Source organism: Kitasatospora sp. NPDC022856, assembly GCF_055561235.1.
Window position 1 is genome coordinate 154,640 of record NZ_JBVHHE010000006.1, and the last position, 13,193, is coordinate 167,832.

8 protein-coding genes are annotated in these 13,193 nt (G+C 74.9%); all 8 read left to right on the top strand.

All coding sequences use genetic code 11. The features are described 5' to 3' along the window. The first annotated feature begins 10 nt into the window (after window positions 1-10). The 8 genes from ACZ34W_RS09690 (at window position 11) to ACZ34W_RS09725 (ending at window position 13,132) form a co-directional block, all read left to right on the top strand. Entirely contained in the window at window positions 11-1,348 is a 1,338-nt protein-coding gene (locus ACZ34W_RS09690) for a TIR-like protein FxsC (protein WP_352291451.1), read from the top strand. Next, window positions 1,338-5,351: an FxSxx-COOH system tetratricopeptide repeat protein gene (gene fxsT / locus ACZ34W_RS09695; protein ID WP_329489202.1), complete on the top strand. Its 4,014-nt coding sequence runs from the start codon at window positions 1,338-1,340 to the stop codon at window positions 5,349-5,351. Before ACZ34W_RS09690 ends, fxsT begins: the two co-directional genes overlap by 11 nt. A gap of 44 nt (window positions 5,352-5,395) precedes the next feature. Continuing rightward, window positions 5,396-6,568, top strand: a complete 1,173-nt coding sequence (locus ACZ34W_RS09700) for an FxsB family cyclophane-forming radical SAM/SPASM peptide maturase (RefSeq protein WP_465602951.1) — start codon at window positions 5,396-5,398, stop codon at window positions 6,566-6,568. 3 nt (window positions 6,569-6,571) lie between these two features. Beyond that, complete coding sequence (locus ACZ34W_RS09705; RefSeq protein ID WP_465602953.1) at window positions 6,572-7,609, top strand: aKG-HExxH-type peptide beta-hydroxylase; 1,038 nt, start codon at window positions 6,572-6,574, stop codon at window positions 7,607-7,609. Between the two features lie 466 nt (window positions 7,610-8,075). Beyond that, complete coding sequence (fxsA, locus tag ACZ34W_RS09710; protein ID WP_329489205.1) at window positions 8,076-8,261, top strand: FxSxx-COOH cyclophane-containing RiPP peptide; 186 nt, start codon at window positions 8,076-8,078, stop codon at window positions 8,259-8,261. Window positions 8,262-8,322: 61 nt separating this feature from the next. Then, window positions 8,323-10,710 (top strand): FxsB family cyclophane-forming radical SAM/SPASM peptide maturase, encoded by a 2,388-nt coding sequence (locus tag ACZ34W_RS09715; RefSeq protein ID WP_465602956.1) that lies wholly within the window; start codon window positions 8,323-8,325, stop codon window positions 10,708-10,710. Window positions 10,711-10,843: 133 nt separating this feature from the next. Continuing rightward, on the top strand, window positions 10,844-11,554 hold the full coding sequence (locus tag ACZ34W_RS09720) for an AAC(3) family N-acetyltransferase (protein WP_465602958.1): 711 nt from the start codon (window positions 10,844-10,846) through the stop codon (window positions 11,552-11,554). 210 nt (window positions 11,555-11,764) lie between these two features. After that, window positions 11,765-13,132 (top strand): TIR-like protein FxsC, encoded by a 1,368-nt coding sequence (locus tag ACZ34W_RS09725; RefSeq protein ID WP_359803791.1) that lies wholly within the window; start codon window positions 11,765-11,767, stop codon window positions 13,130-13,132. The last annotated feature ends 61 nt before the right edge of the window (window positions 13,133-13,193 follow it).

Sequence of the window (13,193 nt, forward strand, 5' to 3'; positions counted from 1 at the left end):
GGGGGGATCAGTGCGGCCGTACTTCTTCTTCAGTTACGCCCGGCGGGACTACGAGGCCGGGGACGCCTTCGTCGACCAGTTCTTCAACGACCTGCGGGACGAGCTCGGCCGGATCGAGCCCGCCGCCGGCGCCGAGGAGCTCGCCTACCGCGACACCGAGCGGCTGCGCCTGGGCGACAACTGGGAGCAGCAGCTCGCCCAGATGCTGGCCCGCTGCCGGGCCATGGTCGCGCTCTACTCCCCGGCCTACTTCGCCAGCCTCTACTGCGGCAAGGAGTGGACGGCGTTCCGCGGGCGGGTCCGCCGGCACGAGGAGCTGGCCGGCGAGGTCGTCCCGGCCCTGATCCCGGTGCTCTGGGAGACCCTGCCGGGGGAGCTGCCGGACGAGGTGCGGAAGATCCAGTTCGTCCAGCAGGGCATGGGCGACGCCTACGCCCGTTCGGGCCTGCGCGACCTGCTGCGCACCGACCCGCTCGGCCCCGACTACCGGCGGGTGGTCCGGGTGGTCGCCGAGCGGATCCGGGACGCGGCCGCCCGGCGGCTGGGCGAGCTGCCCGAGTTCGACCTCGGCGCCGTCCGCGGCTACTTCCCGGTGGTGCCGTCGATGCGGCCCGCGCCCACCGCCGGGATGGTCCGGCTGTTCATCGCCGCCGGCCGCTCCTCCGACGCCGCCGCCGCCGAGGCGGGCGGCTCGTCCCGCGGCGGCTGGTACGGGGCCAAGCCGTGGCAGTGGGCGCCCTACCACCCGCCGACGCAGCCGTCGCTGGCGGTCCGCGCCCAGCAGGTGATCACCTCCGCCGGGCACACCACCACCCTGGAGGAGGTCGGGCCCGGCCTCGGCGAGAAGCTCGACCGGGCCCGGGAGGACAACCAGGTCAGCGTGCTGCTGGTGGACCCGTGGATGGCCGGCGGCGAGGTCTACCGGCCGGCGCTGCGCGAGTACGACGACCAGAACCACCCGGTCACCGGCGTGATGGTGCCGGCCGGTACGGACGACCCGCCGGCCGGCCCGGAGCGCGACGCGCTGTGGACCGGCGTGCGCAGCGTGTTCCGGCGCAACTGGTTGCGCCGGAGCGACCTGGAGCACTTGTTCCGCGTCGCGGTGGGCCGGGAGAGCTTTGACACGGACCTCACCATCATGGTGACGGTCGCTCAGAACAAGCTCATGGACGACAACTTCGATTGGGGGGACGATGTCGACGGCGCCGCCTTCGGCTTCGGCCCCGACGGCGAGGACGCCGCCCCGGCGATGCCCGGGCTGGCCATTCCGGCCGGGCCGCCAGGACCGCGCCGCAGCCCGGACGGCGCGGCGGTGCCGTCGAGGAGGGAACAGGACGATGTTCACTGAGCCCGGAACTGACCCGGAGCGGACCGGACCGGGGTCGGTCGTCACCTTCTACTCGTTCAAGGGCGGCACCGGCCGGACCATGGCCCTGGCCAACGTCGGCTGGATCCTGGCCAGCCGCGGCCTGCGCGTCCTGGTGGTCGACTGGGACCTGGAGGCGCCCGGCCTGCACCGCTACTACCACCCGCTGCTGGTCGACCCCGAACTGCACGCCACCGACGGCCTGATCGACCTGCTGCGGGCGTACGTCAAGCAGGCGCTGCCCACCGCCGCCGGTCCGGGCGGGCTCGCCCCCGCCGACTGGCTGGACGAACCGGGCCGGCTGGGCGGCTACATCTGCGGCCTGGCGCTCGACCTGCCGCCCGGCGGCCGCCTCGACTTCCTGCCGGCCGGGCGGCAGAACGCCGCCTACCCCGCCGCCGTCACCAGTTTCAACTGGCGCAGTTTCTACCACGGCCGGGACATCCGGGGCGGCGAGTTCCTGCGCGAACTGCGCGACCGCTGGGCCCGGGCCTACGACTACGTGCTGATCGACAGCCGCACCGGGGTCAGCGACACCTCGGGCATCTGCACCGTCCTGATGCCCGACTCCGTCGTCGACTGCTTCACCTTCAGCGCGCAGAACATCCGCGGCGGCGTGGACGCGGCCCGCACCATCGCCGAGGCCGAGGAGCGGGCCATCCGCGTCCTGCCGGTGCCGATGCGGGTCGAGGACGCCGAGCAGGAGCGGCTCGAAGCGGGCCGGGACTACGCCCGCGAGGCGTTCGCGCCCTACCTCGGCCGCTGGCTGGGGGCCGAGCGGCGGGCCGCCTACTGGAGCGACGTCGAAGTCCCGTACAAGCCCTTCTACGCCTACGAGGAGGTGCCCGCCACCGTCGCCGACCGGCCGCAGGAGGCGCGCAGCCTGCTCAACGCCTTCGAACGGCTGGCCGGGTGGATCACCGACGGCCGGGTCCGCACGCTGCGCCCGCTCACCGGGGACGCCCGCCGCCGGCTGTACGGCGCCTACCTGCGCTCCACCCGCACCATGCCCCGCCAGGTCTTCGTCAGCTACGCCCCCGAGGACCGGATGTGGGCCGAGTGGGCCGCCGCCACCCTCACCGGCTTCGGCTACCAGACCTCCCTGCACAACGCCGCCGAGCCCTACCCCGGCGGCCGTCCGCCGGAGGCCGCCGGGCCGCTGGACGGCCAGGGCCGGCTGCTCGCGCTGCTCTCGCCCGAGTACACCGCGCTGCCCCGCGCGGCCGAGGCCTGGCAGCTCCTCAGCGGGCGCGAACTGAGCTCCGGCTCGCCGGCCCTGGTGGCGCTGCGGCTGCAGGACTCGGACGAGCCGGTGCCCCGCCCGTTCGTCGGCCCGGCCGTCCCCGACCTGGTCCGCTCCTCGGCCGTGCTCGCCGAGTCCCAGCTGTACAGCGAGCTCGGGCCGCCGCCGGGCAGCAGCAGCCGGCCGGACGGGGACAGCGGGGAGCACGCCGCCCCCTCGCGCTTCCCCGGCACCGCGCCCAAGATCCAGGAGGCGCCCTCGCGCAACGCCTCCTTCACCGGGCGCGGCCGGCTGCTGGAGCTGCTCCGCAACCGCTTCACCGGAGGCCCCGGCGCGGTGCTCAGCCAGGTGCTCTACGGCTTCGGCGGCGCCGGCAAGTCGCAGATCGCCGCCGAGTACGCGCACCGCTTCAAGGCCGCCTACGACGTGATCTGGTGGGTGCCCGCCGAGGAGCCCGCCAACATCCCGCAGAAGCTCGCCGAACTCGCCCCCCGGATCGGCGTGCAGAGCAGCGACGACGTCGCCCACACCGCCGTCGCGGTGCTGGACGCGCTGCGCCGCGGCGAGCCGTACCGCCGCTGGCTGCTGGTCTACGACAACGCCGGCACCCCCGAGGAGCTGGCGCCCTGGCTGCCGGCCGGCTCCTCCGGCGGGCACGTGCTGATCACCTCGCGCAACCAGGGCTGGTCCAAGCACGCCGGCCTGGTCGAGGTCGACGTCTTCACCCGGGAGGAGAGCGTCCGGCTGCTGCGCCGCTTCAACGGCGGCCTCGCCCCGGACGACGCCGACCAGGTCGCGCACCGGCTCGGCGACCTGCCGCTCGCCGTCGGCCAGGCCGCGGTCTGGCTGCAGGAGACCTCGATGCCGATCGCCACCTACCTGGAACTGCTCGACGAAGAGCTCACCGAGATGCTGGAGCGCACCCGGCTGCGCACCGCCGAGTACCCGCACTCGGCCGCCGCCACCTGGCGGATCTCGGTCGAGGAGCTGCGCCGGATGAACGCCCCCGCCGCCCAGATCCTGGAGATCTGCGCGTTCTTCGGGCCCGACGCCATCCCGATGCGGCTGCTCTACAGCCGGGCCGTCACCCACGCGCTGCGGCTGCCGCCGCGCGCGCCCCGCGACAAGCTGGCGATCGGCGAGTTCCTGCGCGCCATCAACCGGTTCGGCCTGGCCCGCACCGACCAGGGCAGCGAGACCATCACCGTGCACCGGCTGGTCCAGGCCGTCCTGCGCGACCAGGTCGACGAGGATCAGCGGACCGGGCTGCGGGCGGTGGTGCACGCCGCCCTCGCCACCGCGAACCCCGGTGACCCGGACATCCCCGCGAACTGGCCGCAGTACGCCGAACTCCTGCCGCACCTGTGGCCCTCCGGCGCGGCCGGCAGCGGTGACGAGGACGTCCGGCAGTGGATCATCGACTCGGTCCGCTACCAGTGGAAGCGCAGCCTGCACGAGTCCGGCCGCGACCTCGCCGAGCGCACCCTGGAGATCTGGCGCCAGGAGGACTACGGCGGCGCCGGCTTCGACGCCGAGAACGACGCCCAGACCCTCATGCTGCGCACCCAGCTCAGCAACATCCGCCGCTCCCAGGGCGCCCTGCACGAGGCGTACGCGATGGACCAGGACATCCTGGACCGCTTCACCGCCACGCTCGGCCCCGAGCACTCGCACACCCTCGCCGTCGCCAACAGCCTCGGCGCCGACCTGCGGTTCCTCGGCCGGTACGAGGAGGCCAGGGCGCGCGACCGCAGGACCCTGGACGCGGCCCGCCGAACCCTCGGCCCGGACCACCCGCGCACCCTCATGATCACCAACAACCTGGCGGTCTCCGACTACCTCGCCGGCGACCGCCGGGCCGCCCTGGAGCGCCACCGCAGCAACTACCTCCAGCAGCGCGACGCGCTCGGGGCGCACAGCCTCTACGCGCTGTCCTCCGCCTCCAACTACGCCCGCGACCTGCGCGAGACCGGGCGGCTGCGGGAGGCCCTGGACCTGCTGGAGGAGACCGTCCGGATCTACCAGCAGACCATCGGCGACGGCCACACCGACACCCTGCGCGCCCGCAAGAACCTCGCCGTGGCGCTGCGCCGGGCCGGCCGGTACAACGAGGCGCTGGAGATCGACGAGGACATCTACCAGCGCTACCTGGACATCAACGGCGCCGAGCACCCCGACACCCTGGCGGCCGCCACCAACCTGGCCAGCGACCTCAGCGCGCTCGGCGACACCGACCGGGCCATCCAGCTCGCCGAGCGCGCCCTCGCCCGCTACCGGGACTACCTGGGCGAGGACCACCCGGTCACGCTGGCCGGTGCCAACAACCTCTCCGTCTACCTGCGGCTGGCCGGCCGGACGGCGGAGGCGCGGGAGCTGTCCGGGCGCACCCTGGCGCAGTTCCGGGCCGTCCTCGGCGACCAGCACCTGTACATACCGATCGCGATGATGAACCACGCCAACGACCTCGTCCTGTCCGGGGAGCCGGCGGCCGCGCTGGCCTTCGAGGAGCAGGCGGCGCCGCTGATGGCCGAGACCCTCGGGCCGGACCACTACGACTCGATCGGGGTCAACTCCAACCTGGCGCTGTCGCTGGCCGCGGCGGGGGAGGGCGAGCGCGCGGCCCAGCTGCGCGGCGACTGCATCCGCCGGGCCCGGCAGACGCTCGGCGAGGAGCATCCGACCACGGTGGCGGTCAAGGCGGGGCTGCGGCTGGACTCCGACATCGAGCCGCCGTCGGTGTGAACTCCACGGCGGCGGCCGGTCCGCGGCGGGCTAGGCTCGCGGGCATGGTGCCGTTCCGCCAGTTCCTGCTCAAGGTCCACAGCCGGTGCAACCTGGCCTGCGACTACTGCTACATGTACGAGGCGGCGGACCAGAGTTGGCGCCGGCGGCCGCGCCGGATGGAGCTGGCGACGGTCCGCCGGGTGGCCCGGCGGATCGCCGAGCACGCGGCGGGGTGCGGGCTCGACGAGGTCGGGGTGATCCTGCACGGCGGTGAGCCGCTGCTCGTCGGGGCCGGCCATCTGGACGCGCTGCTGGCGGAGTTGGCCGGTGTCGCGCCGAGGGTGCGGTTCAGCCTGCAGACCAACGGACTGCGGCTGCTGGACGAGCCGGCGCTGCTGGAGGTGCTGCACCGGCACCGGGTCGCCGTCGGGGTGTCGCTGGACGGCGCCGCCCCCGACCACGACCGGCACCGGCGGCTGCCGTCCGGCGGCGGCAGCTGGGAGCGGACGGCCGGGGCGCTGCGGCTGCTGGGTTCGGACCGGCACCGGGAACTGTTCGCCGGGCTGCTCTGCGTGGTGGACCTCGCCGCCGATCCGGTCGCCACCTACGAGGCGCTGCTGGAGTTCGCGCCGCCGCGCGTCGACCTGCTGCTGCCGCACGGGACCTGGGCGGCCCAGCCGGCCGGGGTGCGGCGGTCGCTGCCGACCCGCCCGCCCTCGGGCGAGGACGCGGCGCCGTACGGGGAGTGGCTGATCGCCGCCTTCGACCGCTGGTACGGCGCCCCGCGGCGGGAGACCGGGGTACGGCTCTTCGAGGAGCTGGCGGTGCTGCTGCTCGGCGGCCGCGCGGCCAGCGAGGCGGTCGGGCTGGCCCCCGTGGACCTCGTGGTGGTCGAGACGGACGGCACGATCGAACAGGCCGACAGCCTCAAGGTGGTGGCCGACGGCGCCGCCGGGACGGGGCTGGACGTCTTCCGGCACGGCTTCGGCGAGGCCGCCGCCCACCCGGCGTTCCGGGGCCGCCAGCGCGGCCTCGACGGGCTCGGGCCGGTCTGCGCGGCCTGCCCGCTGGCCCGCGTGTGCGGAGGCGGCCTGTACGCGCACCGCTACCCCGGGCCGGACGCCGGGGGCGGCTTCGCTCACCCGTCCGTGTACTGCGCGGACCTGGACCGGCTGATCCGCCACATCGCGGGGAGGCTGCGGGCGGACACGGCCGCTGCGACGCGAGGAGGATGACCGGTGGCGGGTACGGGTGGGCGGACGACGGACGGACTGCCCCGGCACGGGGTGGACCGGGCGACCTTCCGGGCGATCGCGGCCGCGCGCGGCGGGCCGGAGGCCGTCCGGCTGCTGCGCGCCGGGCAGCTGAGCAAACGCGCGCTGCTGCTCCTGGCCCTGCGGCGGGCGGCGCCCGAGGACACCGCCTACCAGGCGGCCTACGCCGAGCTCCGGGCGTCGCAACGGGCCGACCGGGCGCGGTGGGAGGAGGTGCTGTTGCGACCGGAGCTGGACGCCTGGGCGGCCGACCGGCTGCGCGCCCGCGCGGCGGGTGAGACCGTCCGCCTGGACGGGCTGGCGGAGTTCCTCCGGGCCGCGCCGGGCGAGCCGCTCCGGCTGGAGTGCGACGGGCTGCGGTGGACACCGGCGATCGACCACGCCGGGCCGCGCCGGGTGGACTACGGCCGGCCGCCGGCCGGGCCGCTCGACGAGCGGGAACTCGCCCACTGGCGCACCGAACTTGACCTCGCCTGGCAGGTCCTGGTGCGCCGCCACCGGCCGTACGCGGAGGCCGTCGCGGCCTGCGTCACCACGATCGTCCCGCTGCGCCCGGCCCCGGGCGGCGAGGCGGTCAGCGCCGCCGCCCGCCGGGCGTTCGGCGCGGTGGCGGCCTCGCGACCGGGGGATCCGGTGCTGCTCGCGCTCGCCCTGGCGCACGAGTTCCTGCACCTCCAACTCGGCGCGCTGCTCGACCTCGTGCCGCTGCACCACCCCAACGGCGCCGCCGTCCACCACGCTCCCTGGCGCCCCGACCCGCGCCCGGTCGGTGCCCTGCTGCAGGGCACCTACGCGCACCTCGGGGTGGTGGACTTCTGGTGCGCCGAGCTGGCCGCCGGCGCGGGGGACACGCGCCGCGCCGCCGGGGAGTTCACCCGGTGGCGCGGCCACGCCCTGACCGCGGGCGCCACCCTGCTGGACAGCGCGGAGCTCACCGGGCACGGCCGCGAGTTCACCGAGGAACTCGTGCGCACCGTACGCGAATTGGACGGTCCTCGATAGCGTGCTGGCCGCCCCGCGTCACGGCGGCCACCGGCCTGCCGCGCGGTAGTGATGATTTCCGTAAGAAGGAACGGGAGAAAAGTCATTGACGGAGGCTCAGGCATTCGGTCGGCCCGTCGCGGGGCTCCCCGGGAACCGTGCCCCGCGTGGGCCGCGCCGGGGCTTGCCGGGGCCCGGGCCGCGGGCGACCCGCCGGGCGCGCCGGTGGACGGGGGCGGTCAGGAACCGGGCCCGCCGAGTCGCCGCAAGGGCCGAGGGAACGCTTCGGCGCGCGCCACGGCGAAGTGCGCGACCGCCGGACGGGTGAATTCTTGAGGCTCCGGGCGCCGCCACAGGGCGTCGACCGGGCGTGGAGACCAACTTGAGACCGCAAGGTGCCGCGCGGACGTCGCGCTGGCACTACATTGGTCGCAATCGGGTGGCTTACCCACCCCCGGCAGGTCCTAACCGCGCCTAAGGAACGAATATGACACCGGTAATCAGCACCAGGCCAGGCACCGAGCTGACGGACCCCCAGGACCTGGACCGAGGCCCCTCGCTCGCCGCACTCGCCGCCCTCGGCGCGGAGGAGCTCGCCGCCCGACTGCAGCGCGCCCTGCCCGGTGCGGAAGCCGGTCGCGTCGCGGTCGCCGCCTTCAATTCCTCGATCTGACCGGTCCGGGAATGCCGGACCGGATTTCCGTCCGACCGGGCCCGAATTCACCAGATCTACGATGAAGCGAATTCCGCTGCCTTTCTCGCAATTCGTGGTCAAGGTGCACAGCCGCTGCGACCTCGCCTGCGACCACTGCTATGTCTACGAGCACGCGGACACCAGTTGGCGCACCCGGCCGAAGGTCATCGGCGACGAGGTCCTGGCCAAGGCCGCCGAACGGATCGGCGCGCACGCGGCCGCGCACCGGCTGCCCGGCGTCCGGGTCGTCCTGCACGGGGGAGAACCCCTGCTCGCCGGCCCGGACCGGCTGCGCGGGGTGGCCGAGGCGCTCCGGGCGGCGCTCCCGCCCGGGTGCGCCCTCGACCTGCGCATCCACACCAACGGCGTCCTGCTGGACCGCGAATTCTGCTCCCTGTTCGCCGAGTTGGGCGTCGGGGTGGGCATCTCGCTGGACGGCGACCGGGCCGCCAACGACCGGCACCGCCGGTTCGCCGACGGGCGCAGCAGCCACCCCCAGGTGCTGCGGGCCGTGGCACTGCTGCGCGAACCGGAGTTCCAGCACCTCTTCGCCGGACTGCTCTGCACCATCGACGTCGAGAACGACCCGGTGGCCGTGTACCGCGCGCTGGCCGAACTCCAGCCCCCCGCGGTCGACTTCCTGCTGCCGCACGCCACCTGGGACGATCCGCCGAAACGCCCGGCCGGCTGCGGCGAGCACCCGTACGCGGACTGGCTGCTCGCCGTGCACGACCACTGGGAGGCCGACGGGCGGCGGTTCGCCGTCCGCACCTTCGAGTCGGTGCACCGGACGCTGCGCGGGTTCACCAGCCTCACCGAGTCGCTCGGCCTGGAGCCGTCCGACCTGGTCGTGCTGGAGACCGACGGCACCTTCGAGCAGGTCGACAGCCTCAAGACCGCGTTCGACGGCGCCCCCGCGACCGGCTTCGACGTGTTCGCGCACAGCCTCGACGACGTCGCCCGGCACCCCGGCATCGTCGCCCGCCAGTCCGGCCTGGCCGGGCTCGCCGCCACCTGCCGCGGCTGTCCCGTCGTGCGCACCTGCGGAGGCGGCCTGTACGCCCACCGCTATCGGGGCCACGATGGTGGCGGCGGCTTCGACAACCCCTCCGTCTACTGCGGGGACCTCATGACGCTCATCAACGGCATCACGGCGCGGAGCGGGCCGGTCGCCCTGCCGGCCCAGGTCGCCGCACCGGTCGTGCCGGCGGCGCTCGCCCCGGCGCAGCTCGACGAACTCGCCCGCGGATACGGCGGCGCGGACACCGTGCGCGCGCTGGGCCGCTCCCAGCTCGCCCTCACCCGGGCGATGCTGGCCGCCGCCTGGGACGCCTCGGGCCAGGGGCGTCCGGAGGCGTGGGCGCTGCTGTCCGAGCTGGACGCCGCCGCTCCGGCCGCCGTCGACACCGTGCTCGCCCACCCGTACGCCCGCGCCTGGGCCGCCCGGCAGCTGGCCGGCGACCTGGGGACCGGGCTGGGCCCGCTGGCGGGCCTGGCCGCCGCCGCGGCGGTGCGGGCCGGGCGGGGCGACGCCGTCGCCGTACCGGTGCGCGGCGGGTGGCTGCACCTGCCGACGCTCGGGCGGATCGCCCTCCCCGACGGGGAGGCGGTCGTCACCGGCCGGGCCGACGGGTTCACCGTCCGGGCGGCCGACGGGTCGGTGCGCACGGCCCTGGACGAGCCGCTGCGGCGGATCCGGCTGGCCGGGGGGTGGACCGTCGCACTGGAGGACGTCGACCCGCTGCGCGACAGCCACGACCACGCCGTGGCGGAGCGGCTGCCGGACGGCGAACTGCTCCACTGGACCGGTGCGCTGCGCGAGGCCTGGGAGCTGCTCGGGCACGACCTGCCGGGGTACGCGGACGGCATCCGGGTGGGGCTGACGGCGATCACCCCGCTGCGCCCGGGCCCGGCCGGGCGGGACGTCAGTTCGGCCGCCCGGCAGGCGTTCGGGGTGGTCGGCATCGCCCGGCCCGCCACCGCACCGACCCTCGCCCTGCTGCTCGCGCACGAGTTCCAGCACGTGAAGCTCGGCGCGGTGCTGGACCTGCTGGACCTGTACGACCGGAACGACGACACGCTGTACCTCGCCCCCTGGCGGCCCGACCCGAGACCGCTCGAAGGCCTCTTCCAGGGCACCTACGCCCATCTGGCCGTCACCGAGTACTGGGGCACCCGCACGCTCGCGTACGACGGCCTGCCGGGTGAGGCCGCCGACCGGGCGCGGCTGCAGTTCGCGCTCTGGCGGCAGTACACCGCGGAGGCGGTCGAACGGCTGGCCGGGTCCGGCTCGCTGACCGCGCTCGGCCTGCGCTTCGCGGACGGCATGCGGGTGGCGGTCGCCCCCTGGCTCGCGGTGGCGCTGCCCGACGCCGCCGAGCGGGCGGCCAGGCTGGCCCGGGAGGAGCGCGCGATGGCCGGCGGCTGAGCCTCCCCCACCCGCGTCCACCGTCCGCCGCCCTCACCCCCGGGGAGCCGTCATCCTCACCGAACTCCGTGCCCTCACCGAGGCCCGGCTGACCGAGCACGTCACGGCCCTCGGGGTCCGCCCCGGCACGGTCGTGCACGTCCAGGCGTCGCTGCGGTCGCTCGGCCCGGTGGCGGGCGGGGCCGCGGCGGTGGTGGCGGCGCTGCTGGCGGCGGTCGGCGACCGCGGCACCCTGGTCGGGTACACGGCCACCCCCGAGAACTCGGCCACCTCCCGCATCCACGCCACCGCCACCGCCGGCCTCTCGCCCGCCGAGGTCGCCGCCTACCGCGCCCTGATGCCGCCCTTCGACCCGGCCACCACTCCCTGCTCCCCGACCATGGGAGCCCTGTCGGAGGCGATCCGCACCCACCGGGACGCCCACCGCAGCCACCACCCCCAGACCTCCTGGGCCGCCATCGGCCGGTACGCCCGGCGGATCACCGAACGGCACCCGAACGACTGCCACCTCGGCCCGGACTCCCCCCTCGGCCGGCTCTACGACCTCGACGCGCGGGTGCTGATGCTGGGCGTCCCGATGGCCAGCTTCACCGCCTTCCACCTGGCGGACCTGCGGATGCCCGACGTCCCGCTGCGCGAGTACCGCTGCCGTGGTGCGGAGGGCTGGATCTCCTTCAAGGCCCCCGAGCTCGACGACCTCCACTTCGGCGCGCTGGGCGCACAGGTCCTCCGCGAGGCCGAGGGCGTGACCGCGGGGGAGATCGGCGGCGCGCCGTGCCGGCTCGTCCCGGTCCGCGAGGCCGTCGACCTCGCCGAGCGGATCCTCCGCCGCACCCGCGCCTGAGCGGCGGCGCCGACCGCCGGGCACCGACCGCCGGGCGCGCCGCGGCGCCGCCCCGGGGCCGGCCCGCCGTCGCACCCGGTTCGTTTCGGTCATGTCAATTCGTGCGGGGCGAGGTGCTATTCCATTAGTCCCGTGGTCGTTCCTACACTGAAGCCCCGCGTACGGGGACTCGCGGTAAAGAGGTTGCCGGCGGGCCAGGGGGAGGCGCGTGTGAACGACCATGGCTGGGACGAGGACGCCGCCCGGCCGTACTTCTTCCTCAGTTACGCCCACACCCCGAGATCGGGGGCACGCGGTGCGGGGGATCCCAACCACTGGGTGCGGCAGCTGTACCGGGACCTCTGCGAGGCGGTGCTCCAGCTCACCACGGTGCCGGCGGGAGTCCCGGTCGGTTTCATGGACGAGTCCATGCACCAGGGGGAGTTGTGGGCCGAGCGGCTCTCCGAGGAACTGGCCACCTGCCGGGTCTTCGTGCCGCTGTACTCGCCGCGCTACTTCAACAGCGTGCCGTGCGGCCAGGAGTGGCACTCCTTCACCCGCCGCCCCGTGTACCCGGCGAACCTCGACTCGGAGCGGACCAGCGGGATCGTCCCGGTGCTCTGGGCGCCGATGAGCCGCTACCGGCTGCCCCGGGTGGCGAGCGAACTCCAGTTCAACCACACCAGTTTCGGGCCGGACTACGCCACCGAGGGCCTCTACGCGCTGATGAAGCTCACCTACTTCCGCTCCGCCTACGAGCTCGCCGTGCACCGGCTGGCCCGGCGGATCGTGGAGGTGGCGGAGGAGACGGTGATCCCGGTCGGGCGCCGGCTGGACTTCAACTCCCTGCCCAGCGCGTTCGACGTCACCGCGCCCACCAAGCAGCTGCGGATCTCCGTGCTCTCCTACCACCGGGGCGAGCTGCCGGGCGACCGCAACCCCGACTACTACGGCGCCAAGCGGACCGACTGGCACCCCTACCGGCCCGCCGCCACCCGCCCGCTCGCCGAGCACGCCGTCCGCCTCGCCCGGCAGCTGGGGTTCCAGGCCACCGTGCACGAGTTCGACGACGAGGCCGAGGCGATCATCGCGGGCAGTGAACCCAGCGCCCCCGGCCTGCTGCTGCTGGACCGCTGGGCGCTCCAGGACGAGCGGCGGCGCGAGCTGGTCCGCCGCTTCGACCGCTCGGACTCCACCTGGGTGAGCGTCCTGGAGCCGTGGAACCAGGACGACCCGGACTGCGTGGAGCGGCACCGGGAGATGGGCGAACTCAGCGACCAGATACTGCGGATCACCCACCGGTCGGCCCGGCCGAGCTTCCTCGGCGCCGTCGGCGGGACCCCCGGGCTGGGCAGTCTGGAGGAGTTCGACGACGCGCTGCCGCGGGCCGCGATGAAGGCCAAGTACGCGTTCGAGGGCCGGACCAGGACCGAGCCCGACGAACCGGCGCCACCGCGGCCCAATCTGCGCGACGCCTTCCGCCAGGGACGCGGCCGGGACGGGCCGGGCCCCGCTCCCTTCGGCGACGACGACCACTCAGCCAGCGACTTAGGCGACCGCCCGGACCACGGGACGCCGCCCGGGGGAGGAATCACATGAGCGAGCGCAGCGAGCGAATCATCGGGGGCGGCGCGTCTCGTGAGGCGGCTGTCGAGTGCGG

What these genes read in the sequence shown, in the direction of transcription:
- fxsT (WP_329489202.1), top strand. Translation starts at nt 1,338, where the DNA reads ATGTTCACTGAGCCCGGAACTGACCCGGAGCGGACCGGACCGGGGTCG.
- ACZ34W_RS09700 (WP_465602951.1), top strand. Translation starts at nt 5,396, where the DNA reads ATGGTGCCGTTCCGCCAGTTCCTGCTCAAGGTCCACAGCCGGTGCAAC.
- fxsA (WP_329489205.1), top strand. Translation starts at nt 8,076, where the DNA reads ATGACACCGGTAATCAGCACCAGGCCAGGCACCGAGCTGACGGACCCC.
- ACZ34W_RS09715 (WP_465602956.1), top strand. Translation starts at nt 8,323, where the DNA reads ATGAAGCGAATTCCGCTGCCTTTCTCGCAATTCGTGGTCAAGGTGCAC.